Origin of the sequence: Desulfovibrio sp., from assembly GCF_009712225.1 — a bacterium.
Classification (GTDB): domain Bacteria; phylum Desulfobacterota; class Desulfovibrionia; order Desulfovibrionales; family Desulfovibrionaceae; genus Desulfovibrio.
In genome coordinates, this window is the sequence record NZ_WASP01000006.1 from 167,699 (window position 1) to 184,849 (window position 17,151).

14 protein-coding genes are annotated in these 17,151 nt (G+C 52.8%); 5 read left to right on the forward strand and 9 right to left on the reverse strand.

Going from position 1 to position 17,151, the window contains the following annotated elements:
- The first annotated feature begins 97 nt into the window (after positions 1-97).
- A complete protein-coding gene (locus F8N36_RS06150; protein WP_291331925.1) occupies positions 98-877 on the forward strand; it encodes an HAD-IIA family hydrolase in 780 nt (259 codons plus the stop codon).
- Between the two features lie 182 nt (positions 878-1,059).
- Here F8N36_RS06150 and glpT read toward each other — a convergent pair whose 3' ends face one another.
- From glpT to F8N36_RS06180, 6 genes are all read right to left on the reverse strand, one after another.
- On the reverse strand, positions 1,060-2,403 hold the full coding sequence (gene glpT, locus F8N36_RS06155) for a glycerol-3-phosphate transporter (protein WP_291331926.1): 1,344 nt from the start codon (positions 2,401-2,403) through the stop codon (positions 1,060-1,062).
- 16 nt (positions 2,404-2,419) lie between these two features.
- The gene (locus F8N36_RS06160; RefSeq protein ID WP_291331927.1) at positions 2,420-2,599 is read right to left on the reverse strand and encodes a hypothetical protein; all 180 of its coding nucleotides are present in this window, start codon (positions 2,597-2,599) and stop codon (positions 2,420-2,422) included.
- A gap of 596 nt (positions 2,600-3,195) precedes the next feature.
- Positions 3,196-4,485 carry a TRAP transporter large permease gene (locus tag F8N36_RS06165; RefSeq protein ID WP_291331928.1) on the reverse strand — a complete coding sequence of 430 codons (1,290 nt, stop codon included), beginning with the start codon at positions 4,483-4,485 and terminating at the stop codon, positions 3,196-3,198.
- Positions 4,486-4,494: 9 nt separating this feature from the next.
- Positions 4,495-5,055: a TRAP transporter small permease gene (locus F8N36_RS06170; protein ID WP_291331929.1), complete on the reverse strand. Its 561-nt coding sequence runs from the start codon at positions 5,053-5,055 to the stop codon at positions 4,495-4,497.
- Between the two features lie 197 nt (positions 5,056-5,252).
- On the reverse strand, positions 5,253-6,257 hold the full coding sequence (locus F8N36_RS06175; protein ID WP_291331930.1) for a TRAP transporter substrate-binding protein: 1,005 nt from the start codon (positions 6,255-6,257) through the stop codon (positions 5,253-5,255).
- 745 nt (positions 6,258-7,002) lie between these two features.
- On the reverse strand, positions 7,003-8,100 hold the full coding sequence (locus F8N36_RS06180; RefSeq protein WP_291331931.1) for a DUF362 domain-containing protein: 1,098 nt from the start codon (positions 8,098-8,100) through the stop codon (positions 7,003-7,005).
- 224 nt (positions 8,101-8,324) lie between these two features.
- On the opposite strand from F8N36_RS06180, the gene upp reads away from it, so the two are divergent.
- From upp to F8N36_RS06195, 3 genes are all read left to right on the forward strand, one after another.
- Entirely contained in the window at positions 8,325-8,951 is a 627-nt protein-coding gene (upp, locus tag F8N36_RS06185) for a uracil phosphoribosyltransferase (protein WP_291331932.1), read from the forward strand.
- A 10-nt stretch (positions 8,952-8,961) separates the two neighbouring features.
- Entirely contained in the window at positions 8,962-10,227 is a 1,266-nt protein-coding gene (locus F8N36_RS06190; protein ID WP_291331933.1) for a uracil-xanthine permease family protein, read from the forward strand.
- A gap of 615 nt (positions 10,228-10,842) precedes the next feature.
- Entirely contained in the window at positions 10,843-12,105 is a 1,263-nt protein-coding gene (locus tag F8N36_RS06195; protein WP_291331934.1) for a diguanylate cyclase, read from the forward strand.
- A 197-nt stretch (positions 12,106-12,302) separates the two neighbouring features.
- On the opposite strand, the gene F8N36_RS06200 is transcribed toward F8N36_RS06195, so the two are convergent.
- Positions 12,303-12,623, reverse strand: a complete 321-nt coding sequence (locus F8N36_RS06200; RefSeq protein ID WP_291331935.1) for a hypothetical protein — start codon at positions 12,621-12,623, stop codon at positions 12,303-12,305.
- A 96-nt stretch (positions 12,624-12,719) separates the two neighbouring features.
- Between F8N36_RS06200 and F8N36_RS06205 the strand changes: the two genes are divergently transcribed.
- Positions 12,720-15,077, forward strand: coding sequence for a glycosyltransferase (locus F8N36_RS06205; protein ID WP_291331936.1), 2,358 nt, complete (start codon positions 12,720-12,722; stop codon positions 15,075-15,077).
- Positions 15,078-15,284: 207 nt separating this feature from the next.
- Here F8N36_RS06205 and F8N36_RS06210 read toward each other — a convergent pair whose 3' ends face one another.
- Positions 15,285-15,509 carry a hypothetical protein gene (locus F8N36_RS06210; protein WP_291331937.1) on the reverse strand — a complete coding sequence of 75 codons (225 nt, stop codon included), beginning with the start codon at positions 15,507-15,509 and terminating at the stop codon, positions 15,285-15,287.
- Between the two features lie 264 nt (positions 15,510-15,773).
- On the reverse strand, positions 15,774-17,012 hold the full coding sequence (locus tag F8N36_RS06215) for an HD-GYP domain-containing protein (protein ID WP_366247037.1): 1,239 nt from the start codon (positions 17,010-17,012) through the stop codon (positions 15,774-15,776).
- Between the last annotated feature and the right edge of the window lie 139 nt (positions 17,013-17,151).

Consider the following 17,151-nt stretch of genomic DNA (forward strand, 5'->3'; position numbering starts at 1 on the left):
TGTTGCGTCAAGATTGAACTCTGCCCAATGTGGTGGATGTTCTTGCCTTGGGCGGCAATGCCGCATAATGAAAGCAAAAAACTTGAGGATTGCGAATATGGATTGGTCACAAAAACGCTGCGTTGTGCTTGATATGGATGGCACTGTCTATCTTGGCCATATTCCCATTGCAGGAGCTGTGCGCTTCATTCAGCAACACTGGGACAGCCTGGATTTTTACTTTCTGAGCAACAATACTTCAAAATCTCCGCTGACCTACGTGGACAAGCTCAACGGTATGGGCATTGCAGCACGCGAAGACCTGCTGCTGTCGCCCGTTACGCCGCTGGTGGATTTTTTGCGCGCCAAAGGCATTAAGCGCGTGTACCCCGTAGGCAATGCCGACTTCCAGCGCGACCTGCAGCACCGCATGCCCGAGCTGCAACTGGTGGAAGATGGCGCGCAGGCGGTAGTGCTGGCCTACGATACCGAGCTTACCTACCACAAGCTTGCGCGTTCTGCGGTGCTGCTGCAGGACAGCTCTGTGCTGTTTCTCGCCACGCACCCGGACCTCGTGTGCCCCTCGCCCGAAGGTCCTCTGCCCGATGTGGGCAGCTTCATAAGCCTGTACGCCACAGCCACGGGCAGAAAGCCGCAATACATTTTTGGCAAGCCCGATCCCGCTGTGCTTGCCCCTCTGTTGGCCCGCTACCGCAAGGAAGAAATGGTCATGGTGGGCGACCGCCTGAGCACGGACATTCAGCTGGCCCGCAATGCGGGCATTGATTCCTTACTTGTGCTCAGTGGCGAGGCTACTCGGGCCGATCTGGCGCGTGAGGAACATCAGCCCACACTGGTGCTTGAAGATCTGGGCCACGCCGACAAAGACTGGGCATAAGCCCACTGCCTTGTGCTATCCATCTGATACCCGCCAGAGCGCAAGCCCTGGCGGGTATTCTGGTTATGGACGAAAACTCCCGGCGTGCCGTGTGGCGCGCCGGGAGTTTTACAAGGCAAGAGAATGTGAGGCCCGCCCACTATTGGCTTTTGCCACCAGTGTGCGGGCCTTTCTACTGTACGTTAGGCCTGTGCGGCCTTTTGCGAATTTCTCAGCGACATGCCGGTTATGAAGAACAGCACGATGGAAAGAAGGCAGGCCACAGTCATCAGCATAAAGCCGCCGTCCCAGCCAAAGTGGTCAACGGTGTAGCCCACAATGGCGTTGGCCGCCACCGTGCCGCCAAGGTAGCCAAACAGGCCGGTAAAGCCGGCAGCCGTGCCAGCGGCTTTTTTGGGTACCAGTTCCAGCGCGTACAGGCCAATAAGCATGACAGGCCCGTAAATGAGAAAGCCAATGGCAATCAGGGTAATCATGTCCACGGTGGGGTTGCCAGCGGGATTTTTCCAGTAGATCACGGTGGCGACGGTCACCAGAATCATGAACACAATGCCGGTGGCGGCGCGGTTGCCCTTGAAGATTTTATCCGAAACCCAGCCGCACAGCAGTGTGCCCGGGATGCCCGAAAATTCGTACAAAAAGTACGCCCACGAAGACTTGGAAAGGCTGAACGCCTTTACTTCCTTGAGATAAGTGGGGGCCCAGTCAAGAATGCCGTAGCGCAGCAGGTAGACGAAAATGTTGGCAAAGGCGATGTACCACAGCAGCTTGTTGGGCAGGATGTAGAGCTTGAAGATTTCTTTGGCCGAAAGCTCTTTTTCCTGCTTGTCGTCGTACGATTCGGGGTAGTCGTTCTTGAACTTTTCAATGGGCGGCAGACCGCACGACTGCGGTGTGTCGCGCATGGTGATCAGGGCAAAAACAGCGATCATCACAGCGCCAAAGGCGGGCATATAAAAGGCCGAACGCCAGTCACTGAACAGCATCATGCCCAGCAAAAACAGGGGACTGACCAGACCGCCACCCAGGTTGTGGGCGCAGTTCCATATGGAAACGACCGCGCCGCGCTCGGAATGGGACCACCAGTGTACCATGGTGCGGCCGCAGGGCGGCCAGCCCATGCCCTGGAACCAGCCGCTCAAAAAGAGCAGCACAAACATGATCGGCACACTGGAGGTGGCCCAGGGCACAAAGCCCATGAGCAGCGAGATGGCAGCCGAAAGCGTAAGGCCCAGGGGCAGGAAGAGACGGGGGTTGGAACGGTCAGAAACAACACCCATGAGGAATTTGGAAAAACCGTAGGCGATGGCAACGGCAGACATGGCCACGCCAAGATCGCCACGGCTGAAGCCCTGCTCAATCAGAAAGGGCACAGCCAGCGAAAAGTTTTTCCGAATAAGGTAAAAGCCCGCATAACCAATAAAAATACCCATAAAAATCTGCCAGCGCAGGCGCTTGTATAGGGCAGACTGCTTATCAACAGGAATCTCATCAATGTGAGCCGCAGGTTTTAAAATGCCAACCATGGTGTTCTCGTTGCGCTTAGGGTTGCAGGGTAGTGACTTTGCCGGTTTGCTGCCGGGCATAACCGCGCGGCATGACAGCAGAACAGCCGTCAGCCTGCTGCCTGCCATTAAAAAAATTATGTTTTGGGCGCAGGGATTTTAAATGAATTTTATAAAAAAATTCAATAGCTGGGGTAAAAAAATAAATATAAATCATGCCTTAGCGTTATAAAAATATTGTTTTACTGGAAGTTTCACGGGTGAAAATTAAAATTATTTAAGCTTCTAAAAATGTTTTTGCTGTATGTTAATTGAGGAATATTTTTATGTATTGATATTCAACATATCTTTTATTATTTATAAAAAATTATAATTTGCTTTCTTTATTTGAGTAAAATTTATGCAATTTCATAAATCATGAATATTATTATTTCTATTTATATTTATAGTAACAATTGAAAAATTATATTGTTTGATTTTAATTTTTATTGATTCTTTCATTATTAATTATGTATGAAATAATGATTTTTAATATATTTATTAAAAAAATCAATGTTTATATTTTTTTGAAAATAATAATTTATATATTGAGTAAAAAACTCAAATTATCAGCATTAATTTTAAAGTATAATTGTAATATATGTTTTTTTGAATTATGTGTTGTATGAAAAAATAGTATTTTTTGATTAAAAATTTGTTAGCATAAGTTGTGTCAGCAGACTTGTGCGGTACGTCACACCAGTGTGGCATAAACAAAAAAAGCCCCTGCCTTGTAACAGGCAGGGGCTTTTTTTGTTTATCAGCGTACGGCTGCTAGTTGCCGCCCATCAGCCAGTTCATGGGAACGAGCGAAAGCTTGGGGAAGAACAGCAGCAGGAAGAGCATGAGGGTTTCCACAAAGACAAAGGGTATCAATTTGACTATCAGGTCGGCAAACTTGATGTGGCCGATACCGCACACCACATAAAGCACCGTACCCACCGGGGGCGTAATAACACCGATGCCCAGGTTGAGCACAAAGAGCAGGCCAAAGTAGTAGGGGTCGATGCCAGCCTGCTGGATAAGCGGGTAGAACACCGGCGCAAAGATCAGGATGTTGGGTGTAAGGTCCATGACCATGCCGATAAGGAACAGGAAGATATTGATGCTGATAAGCAGCAATATGGGGCTGTCGATAAGCGGCGAGAAGAGCGCGGTCATCTGGTTGGGAATCTGCGCAATGGTAATGAACCAGCCCACGGCGGTGGCCGTGGCCACAATCAGCATGACCACCGAGGTGGTGCGGGCAGCGCGGGCGCTCACCCGCAGCAGGTCGCGGAAGGAAAGCTCGCGGTAGTACAGCACGCACACCAGAATGGCGTAAATGGCCGCAAACGCACCGCCTTCGGTGGGGGTAAACACACCAAAGCGAATACCGCCCAGCAGCAGCACGGGCATCATGAAGGCGGGCGTGGAATCAATAAGAATCTTGATTGCTTCCTGCTTGGTAAAGCGGATGGTTTCGTTGTAGCCGTCTTTGCGCACCACAAAGAACCATACCACCATGAGGGCCAGACCGATAAGGATACCGGGCACAAGGCCGATCATGAACAGTTTGGTGATGGAAAGCCCGCTCACCGTAGCGCCAAGCAGAATAAAGTTGGTGCTGGGCGGAATGATGGGGCCAAGAATGGCACCAGAGGCGATAACCGCGCCCGCGCGGCCAGGGTGGTAGCCCACTTCCTTCATCATGGGCAGCAGCAGGCCGCCAAGAGCCGCTGCTTCACCCACAGAGCTGCCCATCAGACCGGCAAAGATGATACTGGCGATAATGGCCGCATAGCCAAGACCGCCGCGCACCCTGCCAATCATGAGCTGGGCCAGTTGTACCACACGTTTTGAAAGGCCGCCCTCTGCCATGATTTCACCGGCAAACACAAAGAAGGGAATGGCCATCAAGGGGTAGTTGTTGGCACCGTCCAGCATGCTGCCGGGAATAATCATGGCGTCCCACATGCCAGAGTGCCACATGAGCACGATGGAGCACAGCACAAGCACAATGGCCAGCGGAACACCAATGAGCATGAAGAAGAAGAGGGAGCCGAGGAAAATAAAGAGTTCCATTCTTCTCTCCTAGCCCTTTTGGAAGGTGGATGCGGGTCTGCGAATAAGGGCCACCAGCGAGCGCAGCTCAACAATAAATCCTACAAGGGCCATGATGGGCAGGGTGCCATTGATAAAGGCCATGTTGACATTGGTCGCCACCGAGTAGGTATCAAGCGTCTGCAGCACGTTGACCACGCCGCCGTAGCACAGCAGGCCAAGGGCAAAAAGGCTGCATGCCGATGCCATGATATCCACGGTTTTGCGTTTTGCACCTTCAAACGTGACCACAAGCAGGTCAACGGCAATGTGTTTTTTGCAGATAAAGGCTTCAATGGCACCAAAAAAGGTGATGTACATGAAAAGAAACCGCGCCCATTCTTCACTGGGCGGGTAGCTGGATGAAAAAATGTAGCGCAGCAGGGCATTGTAAAACACAAGGCCAATCATGCCCAGAAAGATAACGGCGCAAAACACTTCAAACAGCAGCTGCCCCATGGTTTCATGCTTGGGTTCCTGCTCTGGCTCAAGCAGGGCATGCACGCCCGGCGCATGGTCGGGCGGAAAGTTTTTGGAAACATCCTCGCTCATAACGAACCTCAGTAAAACGCTGCCCCCAATCGCTGGCTTTACCGTGCGCTGCCTGTGCAGGCATGCCCGTTGCGCCGCTAGATAGCTGCGTAAAAAATTGTTTCAACCCCTGCACCAATAAGGTTGCAGGGGTTTTATTCATGAACCGCGCAGGCCGGAAAAGCACATACTTTTCCGGCCTGTAAAGCAGATAACAGTTATTTGGATTCGCGGTAGCCGGCGGCGCTGTCCAGAATAGCCTGGCAATTGGGCACCGTGTCGTAAAAGAGCTTCCAGCTGCGCTTGCCGGCTTCGGCCATGTAGTCGTGAAATTCCTTGCTGGGCGTGTTGATGTGGCCCTTGTTGGCAAGAATGGTTTCCTTGGCCTTTTCGTCGCCTTCCTTGACCATGGCCCACACGTCGTTGGCAGAGCGCTTGGCGGCTTCGTCAAACCACTTTTTGTCCTCATCGGGCAACGACTGGTAGAACTTGTCGTTGATATAGAGGGAGTGGATAACAAGGATGTGGCCGGTAAGGGTGATTTCGGGCGTGATTTCGTACATTTTGAGGCTTACGATATCGGCCAGCGGGCTGTCGCCGCCGTCAATGACGCCCTGGTCAAGAGCGCCGGGCACTTCTGCAAAAGGCATGGGCTGGCCGCTGATGCCGCATTCCTTGGCAAAGTTGGTGTACAGCGGAATGTTGGGCACGCGCATGCGCAGGCCCTTTACGTCTTCCACGGTAACGATGGGCTTCTTGGTGTAGAAGTGGCGGAAGCCCAAGGGAAAGGCGTTCATGGTGCGCAGACCTGATTTTTCGGTAAAGCCTTCGTTGATCAGGTCAAAGGTCTTGCCTTCCATGGCGCGGCGGGCATGATCAAGATCATCAAACAGCATGGGCGTTTCAAGCATGGCCATGGCGGGGTGCAGGGCAGAGGTCTGCGTGCCGGTGGCGCACATCTGAATGATACCCTTACGGGTGGCGGCAATGTAGGCGTCTTCCTTGCCAAGCTGGCTGTTGGGGAAGACCTGCACTTCATATTTGCCATTGGAAAGTTCGGCAAGATACTTGCCGAACAGATGCATGCCCAGAGTTTCGGGCTCACCCTCGGGCTTCATGCCCGCAATCTTGATGAGTGTCTTGGCCTGAGAGGCCCCGGCAAAGCCAAGGGTCATGCCGCAAACAAGACCCAGAGCTATAAACAGTGCAACAATACGTTTCATCCTGTAAACCTCCTCACTTATAAACTTTTGTGCCACCAGAAGAACAAAAACCAAACCCTGACCACAGCAGGGCCGTAGTTATACCAGGTGACTGGCCTGCGTGCCCCAATGCACGCAGAGTTCCAGATTCTTGAAGGCCAAAAGCTGAGGCAAACTTAAGTGACCTGCCACCTAAAATTCAACTGTTATTTGCGAAAAAAGTTTGAGAAAGCTCCGATATCTTGAGTTTAAGCCAAAAAAGTTTTTTTGATGTAAAGTGAGTTGCGCTGTGAAGTTGTTCATGCAATCAATTAATACTGTTGTTATTACATTGAATGATGTTATTGTAATCATTTTTTACAATAAATTTAATGAAAGATAATATTTTTTATTCATAAAGTAATAAAGTGGAAGTTTTTCTATATAACATGTGCTTGCATGATGGGTATTCGTTTTTAAAAAATCTAACTTGGAAATAAGTTGAATCAAAAAAATTTTTTTTTAAAAAAATATGTGTTAAAAATTTATCAAGTAATCTTAATATAAAAAAATATTATATCATAACATGCATGTAGTAATGTTTGTGTGACAGATAGTTTACAATTGAGTGACATTTCTGTGACGTTGAAAGCCTCGCCTGATTTGTTCAACAATAACAGCCCTTTTAATCCATGCATTGCAGTGGGCTAAAAGGGCTGTCTGACTGTACGGTTGCCACATTGCGCGGGCTGCGCAATGTGGTGTTCCTCTGGGTAGCGTGGTTGCGTTATACTTTTTTAAGCTTGTATTCGCGGCTGCCGAGGCCCAGGGTTTCGCCATAAGACAGCTGCACCGTGCCGCTCGTGTGGGGCCAGCGGGCGGTGAACTTGTCTGTGATGTCTGCACCGGGGGTGACTGGTGACAGCGAGGGTGCTCTGGATACCAGATCAAAGCAGGCCTGATCGAGAGCGACTGGATCTGTGGAGGCAAGAATGCCCACATCGGGCACCAGGGGCATGTCGCTCCAGGGGGCGCAATCGCAGTCTGGTGTGACGTTGAGGACAAAATTGATATAGCAGATATTCTTTTTGCGACCTTTTACAACACCATATGCGTACTCTGTCATGCGTTCCATGAAAGGCTGGATTTCTGTTTCCCAGTCAATGCTGATGGCTTTTTCCGGGCAGACGGTAATACACTCAAAGCAGCCAATGCATTTGGCAATGTCTACAACGCTCTTTTTACTTTTCATGCCCAGGGCGTGTTGTGGGCACACCTTTACACACTTGGCGCAGCCAACGCATTTTTTTTCGCTCACGGCCACGTGGGTTGCGTGCTGGGCTTTCTTGCCGCGCACCGCAGCGCCGCCCATGGCCAGGTTTTTGATTGCCCCGCCAAAGCCCGCCATTTCGTGTCCCTTGAAGTGCGAAAGCACCACCATGGCAGGAGCCCGCCGGATTTCTGTTGCTATGTGCACCTCTTTGAAGTGCTTGCCGTTTATGCGTACAGGTGTGTCATTTTCGCCATACAGGCCGTCGGCCAGAATAACCGGGGCGTGTACCACTGATGGGGCAAAGCCATGGGCATAGGCTGTTTGCATATGGTCAACAGCATTGTGACGGCTGCCGGAATAGAGCGTTGTTGTGTCGGTAAGAAAGGGTTTGCCGCCTGCAGCCACAATCATGTCCACAACCTGGCGCACAAGGGTGGGGTTGAGGTGGGTGTCATTGCCGTATTCGCCAAAGTGCAGCTTGATTGCGGCAAGTTCCTTTTTTTTGATGATTTTCTTGAGGTTCAGCGCTTCGCACAGGCGGGCGACCTTGGCGATTTTGCTGTCTTCGTGCGAGCGGCAGTGCATGTCTGCATAATAAACAGTGGCGGGCATTGTCTGACCTCCTGGTGGGGTGTTTGCGGGGTCGTCAGGCCAAGCTGGTATGGCGCGTCAGGCACGTTGCAAAGCGCCTGGGCCAGACAAATATTACCGCACTCTCGGGAGTCAGGGCAATGAGGTTGCCTGCCAATCTCATTGACACGCACCATGATTAAGAATAGTGTATTTCGGTTTTAATTTTTTTCAATCCGTCCGTTATGTATAGTCAAGGAGGCGTTATGGCCGTTTATGTCGTTGATCATCCTCTTGTGCGCCACAAGCTGGGCATTTTGCGCATGGGGGCCACCTCCACGCGTGAGTTCCGTTCTGTTTCCAACGAAATTGCGCGTCTGCTTATTTACGAAGCCACCAAGAGCTTCCGCACCGAAAAGCACACCGTCGAAGGCTGGGCCGGACCGGTGGAAATTGAAGCCATTTCGGGCAAGATGGTGACCGTGGTTCCCATTTTGCGCGCTGGGCTGGGCCTTATGGACGGCGTGCTGGATATGATTCCCGGCGCGAAGATCAGCGTTGTGGGCCTGTACCGCAACGAAGAAACTCTTGAACCTGTTGAATATTACGTGAAGCTCGCCACCGACATGGATCAGCGGCTTGCTATCATTCTCGACCCCATGCTGGCCACCGGCGGATCGCTTATTGCCGCCATCAGCCTGTTGAAGCGCCACGGCTGCAAGCAGATTTGCAGCCTCAACCTTGTGTGCGCCCCCGAAGGTCTCGCCAAGGTCAAGGCCGCCCACCCCGATGTGGACATCTACACGGCCGCCATTGATTCTCACCTGAATGAAAACGGGTATATCATTCCTGGTCTCGGCGACGCCGGCGACCGTATCTTTGGAACCAAGTAGCGGGGGTCCCATGAGTTCAGCCAGCACGCGGCGCGAAATTGCACCCACTGACTATAATTTTCGCTTCAGGGATTGCCTTGTGGGCGCGCAAATGCTTTTTGTGGCCTTTGGCGCTCTTGTTCTTGTTCCCATTCTGACCGGCCTTGACAGCAACGTGGCCCTGTTCACCGCTGGTGTGGGAACGTTGCTTTTCCAGATCTGCACCCGGGGCAAGGTGCCCATTTTTCTTGCCTCTTCCTTTGCCTTTATCGCACCCATCATCTATGGTGTGCAGACCTGGGGCATGGCGCAGACCCTTGGCGGGCTGGTGTGCTCTGGACTTGTGTACTTCATGCTGAGCGGTCTTATCCGCTGGCGTGGTACCGACGTGGTGCTGCGCGTGCTGCCGCCCATTGTGACCGGCCCGGTCATTATGGTTATTGGCCTTGTTCTGGCCCCGGTGGCGGTTCATATGGCCCTTGGCAAGACCGGCGACGGTGCTGTGGTGCTTGTGCCTGAAAATACGGCCCTGTGGATCTCCATGACCTCTCTGGCCGTTACCGTGCTGGTGTCGCTGATGGGCAAAGGCTTTTTGCGCCTCATGCCCATTTTGTGCGGCATTGCGGCGGGTTTTCTCGTTTCCATCTTTCTTGGCGTGGGCGACTGGACCAAGGTAGCCGCAACCCCCTGGTTGCAGATGCCTTCGTTCACCTTTCCCGAATTTGCCTGGGAGCCCATCCTCTTTATCATGCCCATTACGCTTGCCCCGGCCATTGAGCACTTTGGCGACGTGGTTGCCATCAGCTCCATCACCGGGCGCGATTATCTGAAAGACCCCGGCGTGCACGCCACCATGTTTGGCGACGGCGTTGCCACCATGGCCGCTGGCTTTGTGGGCGGCCCGCCTTGCACCACCTACGCCGAAGTTATCGGCGCGGTCAGCCTTACAAGGGTGTTTAACCCCGCTGTTATGACCTGGGCTGCCATGTGCTCCATCCTGCTTTCATTTGTGGCCAAGATTGGTGCTTTTCTGGGGTCCATTCCCGTGCCTGTCATGGGCGGCATCATGATTCTGCTGTTTGGCGCAATCATGGTGGTGGGTCTCAACACACTGGTTCGCGCTGGCAAGGATTTGATGGAACCGCGCAATATGATCATTGTGGCGCTTATCATCATCTTTGGCGTTGGCGGTATGCAGTTCAGCATTGGTTCGTTCAAGCTCGGCGGTATCGGCCTTGCGGCCCTGACCGGTGTAGTGCTCAACCTGCTGCTGCCCAAGAGCAGAAGTCAGGAATAATGCCACAACCCCGGTTGCTCCAGCGGTGCAATAAAGCAGAAGCCCTCTATTCGTAGAGGGCTTTTTTTATGCCCGTAGAGAGTCAGCTGACTCAAGTCCCGTGGGCCTGGGGAGAGCTATGGATATCCGTGGAGGACTGTGACGGGTAGTACTGCAGGTGAACAGACGGGCAGACATGGTGGCGGGATGCAGAAAATGGTATCAATGTGATATCTCTTCTGTGTTGTCTGTATGTATTGACTTTCATATCTGGAGAGACCACAGATCTGTTAACTGACTGCACAGTCAAGACATTCTTTTAGTAATCACGGTGTTTTTTTGCATCAAATTATTTCATAAAAATATGTTGAATTCATCATTGCATAAAAAAATCATGGCCCGCACAACTTTATTGGCAGGATGTGTCAAATGGCATAAAATTTTATCTATATATTATATTGTTAATAAAAAACTCTTAAATTTATACAAAACAAGATAATTTGAAGGATCATCAAAACATCTGTACCTGCCATAAAAAAAACGGTATGAAAGTTTTCCCACAATTGCACATGGTTTTGTCTGTTACTGGCTGTGTCAGAACCTTTTTTTCCTTTTTGGGTAAATCCTGAGTCTGCAATGTCATGTAGTAGTAGTCATCAGTCCTGGGAATGGGTAGCCGGTCCTGATCTGTGCTATTGCGATGATGTCCCCCTGAAGTCGGCCATACTTGGCGTTTCTACAGTTAAAGGCCAGACCCTGTTTTTCGGCATGGATGTTGCCGATCAGCAGATGGCCATGGAAACGCTTATGGACGAATACGGGGAGCCTCGTGCCTTTGCCAATGTTATCGGCCATTATATCAGAAAAAGCGATGGTGTTCTGTTTCTGCTCGAAATGAGCGGTGTGCCGCTGTTTGACGAAGGCTACGGCCTTATGGGCTACAGGGGCACAGAACGCGTTATTGCCAGTATCTCGCTGTATTCTGCGGGCATTTCCACCTCCATTGAACTTGATACCATCTATGCCACAGCGCCCATTGCCATGTGCGTTGTTGACCGCACCGGCATGCTCATTTCTGCCAACGAGCACCATGGTCTGCTTTCGGGCCGGTCGCTGTTTGACACAAGCGGTGCGCACATTTCGCTGCTGCACCCGGAGCTGGAAGAAAAAATTCAGAGCGATTTTTATAATCTGGATAATGGCGGCCAGGCTTCTGACCACGAGGTGCATATCGGGGGCAGGGAATACGCCGTTTCGGTAACGCCTGTACGCAATGCTTCAAGCTCCATCACGGCACTTTCACTGGCGTATTTTGATATAACCGAGCGGAAGTCGCTTGAGCGCAAGCTCAAGGATGCAAACGAGCGCCTGCGGCACTTGTCTATTCACGACCACCTCACGGGCGCGTATAACAGAAGGTTCTTTGACGCCATCATTCGCAAGGAGGCCGCTCTTTACAAGCGGCGCGCGGGCAAGCTTTCCGTCATTCTCATCGATATCGACTACTTCAAGTTTTATAACGATAAATATGGCCATGTCGCCGGAGACGAATGCCTGTCGCAGGTGGCCAATACCATGCAGGATTCTCTGGCTGGCGTGGGGGGTGAGCTGTACCGCTACGGCGGCGAAGAATTTGCCGTTGTTCTGCCAGAGTATGACGCGTCAAGCGCGCATGAGGTCTGCGAATCGTTACGAGCAGCTGTGTATGACCTTAAAACGCCGCATACGGGCAGCGAATGCAACTATGTGACCATCAGCGCCGGAGTGGCCACCTTGCATGAAAAGCAGGAAGATGCGCCCGCAGCCAACCTTGCCGCAAAACTGGTCAAGGCGGCAGATACCGCCCTGTATCAGGCCAAAAATGCCGGTCGTAACCGGGTAAAGGCCATTATCGTGTAAGCCTCAGGCGTTCCTGTAGTTTGCCAGTGTTGCAGCCTGTTCTGTCGCATGCCGAGCGACAAAACAGGCTTTTTTGCGCCTGGTATCTGCCTTTGTTGTGCCCGCCACAAACCACGGCAGGCAACAGCGTGCAAGCAGGTTGCGGCGAATGGTGCTGTTACAGTTTTGCTGCTTCGCTTTGCCCCTGCCATGCAATTTCAATCTGTTAGCGTGCCCGCGGCAAAGCCAAAATGCACGGAAACCTTCACCTCGCCAGAACACAAGGCTTCTGCAATTTTTCTATAGTGCAGGGCATGCAATACACAACGCATCCGCATCATTTTATGCAAGGCCGCAAGCAGGGGACACAGCCCCCCATGCTGCGGCCTTTTTGCTGACAGTGCATGATGGCGGAAGCGCGGACGGCCCAAGCATACCCAGGAGGAAGCCGCATGTTCCAGAGCCTTGCCGGAAACAGTAAAGAATCCAGTTCGTTTCAGGCCTCGTTTGGCGTTGATCTGCACGTTCATTCCTGCCATTCAACATGCCCTTCGCAGTGGATTCTGCAAAAGATCGGCTGCGGTGAAAGTTACACTCCACCCCGCAAGATATACGACATCGCCAGGGCCAGAGGCATGAACTACGTGACCATTACCGATCACGACACCATCAGCGGAGCTCTGGAAATAGCCCATCTGCCGCAGGTATTCATCAGCGAGGAGATTTCTGCCTTCTTTCCCGACGACAGGTGCGAAATACATGTGCTTGCATGGAACATAACAGAAGCCCAGCACCGTGAAATATCGCGCCTGCGCCATAATATTTTTGATCTTGTTCCCTATCTTATGGGGCAGGGCATTGCCCACGCCTGCGCTCACCCGCTGTGCGCCGCCAACAACAGGCTGACCATTGAGCATGTGGAACAGCTTGTACTGCTGTTTTCAGTGTTTGAGCTCAACGGAGCCCGTAATAATGTGCAAAATGAGGCGCTGCACAAAATTGTAAGCGCCCTTACCCCCGAATCCACTGCGCGGATGGAAGAAAAGCACGGGTTCAGCTCCCATGTGACGCGGCCATGGATCAAGAGTTTTGTGGCCGGGTCGGACGACCATTCTTCGTGCAACATCGCCAGAAGCTCCACGGTAATCAACGTGCCGCGCGCCCTGATCGGACGCTCTGGCTATGCACCCACGGCGGCGCTTATGCGCTCGATCATGGAGGGCAAAACCACTCCCAGTGTCATCCCCGCTACGCCATTGGGATTTGCCCACAACCTTTATGCTATTGGTTACCAGTTTTACAAAAATACCACGGGCCTCGCGCAGGATATCAACAATAGCACGGTGCTGCGCTTTGCCGAGAACATGCTCACCGGACAGCCGGAGACACGCAGCCGCACTATCAGAACGCGGGTCATGTCGCTTGGCGGCTTTTTGCTGCAATGCGGCAGGTGGGTGGCACGGTCTGAAAAAAGCATGCAGGAAAATATGCTTGAGGCCGCAGGCCGCGCCATTGCTGGCTCGCCCAGTCTGTCTGCGGCGGCAGAGAGCATTAACGAAATTTTGTCCCAGCAGCGCATGCCCCGGCGCGAGGCCCTGCTGGCCAGCTTTGTGGCCGAAGTAACGGAAAATGTGCAGCTTTCGTGCGCCAATTCCGTGCTTGCCGATGTTCTGAAGGGTAATTTTTTCAACGTGTTCAAATTGGTGGGAGCCATGGGTTCGCTTTATGCCATGCTGGCGCCTTACGGCATTGGCTACTCACTTTTTGCAGAAGACAAGATGTTTGCCCGTCAGTGCCTGCGCCGCATAACCGCAAAAGACAGGGCAAAGGAGAGCCACGGCGAAAACGCGGCCATCGCCCACTTTACCGACACCTACAGCGAAGTGAACGGCGTGGCCAAAACGCTGCAATCCATGCTGCCTCTGGCGAGAGAGCAGGGCAAAAAGATGGATATTCTCACCTGTGTGCGGCAGGATAGCACAGGCCCCAACGCCCAGTTCACCCCTGGCCCCGTCAATTTCAGTCCCATTGGCAGTTTTTCCATCCCGGAATATCCAGAACTTTCACTCAACTATCCCCCGGCGCTCAAGATAGTGCAGCACTGCTACGAGCGCGGCTACACCCTGCTGCATTCGGCCACGCCGGGCCCCATGGGGCTGGCGGCCCTGCTGACGGCAAGGATGCTCAAACTGCCCATCCACGCCACCTACCACACGGCCTTTCCGCAGTATATTCTTGAGCTTACGGGCGATCCCTCGCTTGAGGAAGCCACGTGGCGTTACGTATACTGGTATTACAGCCAGATGGATGTGGTTTTTGCGCCCTCAGCGGCAACCATGAAGGAGCTTATCGCCCACGGCCTGCCGGAAGAAAAGATTCGCCTCTATCCGCGTGGGGTAGACGCCAAACGCTATACCCCGGCCTGGCAAAAGCAGCACGAGGCACAGGCCGACGGTGTGCGTTTTTTGTATGTGGGGCGGCTCTCGCGAGAAAAAAGCGTGAACCGTCTTGTGGATGCCTTTCGGCTTGTGCATGAACACATGCCCACGGCATGCCTGAACATAGTGGGCGACGGCCCGCAGGCAGAGGAACTGCAAAGACAGGCGGCTGACCTGCCGGTGACCTTCACTGGTTATCTGAGTGGCACGGCGCTGGTGCGGGCCTATGAGCAGGCGGATATCTTTGTGTTTCCGTCCACCACCGATACTTACGGCAAAGTGGTGCTTGAGGCTCAGGCCGCCGGTCTGGCTGTGGTCGTAAGCGGGCAGGGCGGGCCGCGAGAAAATGTGCTGCCCGACAAAAGCGGTATTGTGGTCAGACAGGAAACAGCAGAGGCCTACGCCTCGGCCATGATGGCGCTGGCAACCGATCCGCGCACGCTTCTCGCCATGAAGCGCGAGGCGCGCTGTTACGCAGAATCGCGTAGCTCGGAAAAAGCCTTTGCCGCGCAGTGGAAGCTTATTGAAACCCTGACGCCGCAGGCCTGCTGGTAAGGCTGAGATTCAGGGCCGTGCGGATGGGGGCTCTGTAGCCCACGCGAAGAGTCGAGGGCCACCAACACCGTTGCATCAGATCGTTGCAGCAGGCCGATGTAGCGTCTCGGTGCCGCCAGCTGGTGCACCGCAGAGCACGGGCACATGTGCAGCCGCCGTAATCTTTTGTCGTGTATGAACCGCCACTGGCAACCGCCCCGTGGCGGTTTATTCGTCGCTTACCCGGCTCACAAGGCGGGCCAGAACGTCCGGGCCGTCCTTGATCAGTTTTTCGTGCATTGCAGAGGCCTCGTTAAACGACAGCTCGGCAAGCATATCCTTGCTCTTGTCGGGGTTGGCGGCAAGAATGGCTTCAAAAGTCTGGGCCACGGCATCTCTGTCGCGGCCAGTCAGTTCGCTTAGGGCGTTGATCAACACATCAAGTCTACGCATGGAATAGTCCTCAAGGCCTTGCAAGGCTTACGGGCATGGTAGCAGCAACCGGCAAGAGCAGCAGCTTCAGCCGGTGTGGTAACCATGCGGGAATAGTACGGTTTATTTTCTGGCTGCTTGTATAGCGCCAATGGGGTGCACGGTGCAAGCCCTCGCGCACAAAAAAGGCCGAGGGGCTGATTCAGTTGGCCTGCCACAGTGGCAAGGAATCATGCCGAGCAGCAGGCGCTCTGCTGATTTTTGGACTCTTGGGTTCTGGTCAGATCAGGCCGGGCCACCAAGCAGGGCCGGAATATCAAATTCCGCAGATTCAGCCACAGAGAGTGAACGCGTGATGCGCAGCCCGATGTAGCGCGTGAGGTCGACAAACTGCGGCTGAATGGTGCGTCCATCTGGGTCTTGCGCCACAAGAACGCAGGGCTGGGCAGGAAAATTGGTGTTGGAACGGCACACAATGCCCCGGTGCTCGTTTGAAAGCTCCACAGCCGTACCCACGGGAAAAATACCCACCATCTTGATGAAACGTTCAACATAGCCCGGTGCCCAGGCCTGCCCGCGCATCTTGTACATCATGCCAAGAGCCTTGTTGGGCGGCAGTGCACCCTTGTAAACACGCTTGGACGAAAGCGCGTCGTACACGTCGCTGAGCGAGAGAATGCGCCCGATAACACCAATCTGCTTGCCAGAAAGCCGGTAGGGGTAGCCCGTGCCGTTGTGCTTTTCGTGGTGCTGCTCGATGCCTTCTGTGGTTTCCTGGTCAACGCTCGAAAACTGTTTGATTTTTTCAACGCCCAGCTGCACATGCGAGCGCATGGTTTCAACTTCCTGAAACGTCAGCGAGCGGGGGGCAGTAAGAATTTCGTGTGGAATCAGCGCCTTCCCGTAATCGTGCAGCAGGCCGGACAAACCAACGCTGTGCAGGCGGTCTTCAGGCATGCCCAGAAAATTGGCAAAGGCCACGGCAAAAATGGTTACGTTGACGCTGTGGGCGTATGTGTATTCGTCTGTTTTTTTGAGCAGCGAAAGGGTCACAAGCGCATCAACGTTGCGCGAAAGACTCTTGATGATGTCTCCCACCAGCGGGCGCGCAAAGGTAAGATCAAGCGCGCCGCCTCTGGCGGATTCAAGAAAGTTTTTAACGTTTTCGTACGCGTCTTCGTATATCCGGTTGGCGTTTTGCAGCTCGACGGCAAGCGGAGTATTGGGCTGGGGCGCAGCAGCATTTTCGTCGCAGGAGCGCTCAGGATCGTAGTATGCCTCGGCAAAACCCTGCAGGATAATTCCATTTATTTCATCGTTAGATGCCAAAATGCCCTCCTGCATATAAAGCAGGGGAGCTTTTAGCCATGAAATCCCAGGATCGACGATGTACATTCCTGGGCGAAGGGTTGCGACTGGTATTTTGATGTGCGCCATGAGTTCTTGATCGCCTGCGTGTAAAGTGCGTGCTTTTGCCTGAAACTTCCAAACCGGGTAGGAGCGATAAGCTTCAAACCGTCGCATACAGTATTTTTTATACTGCGATATTTGAAAAATAAATTCAACACACAATTTATTGCAAGTTAATCATATAATTATGTGTAGGGTTTCGGTTGGTTGTGCTGCTTGTGAGCGCCTGAGGTAAAGGATATAGACCTGCGTG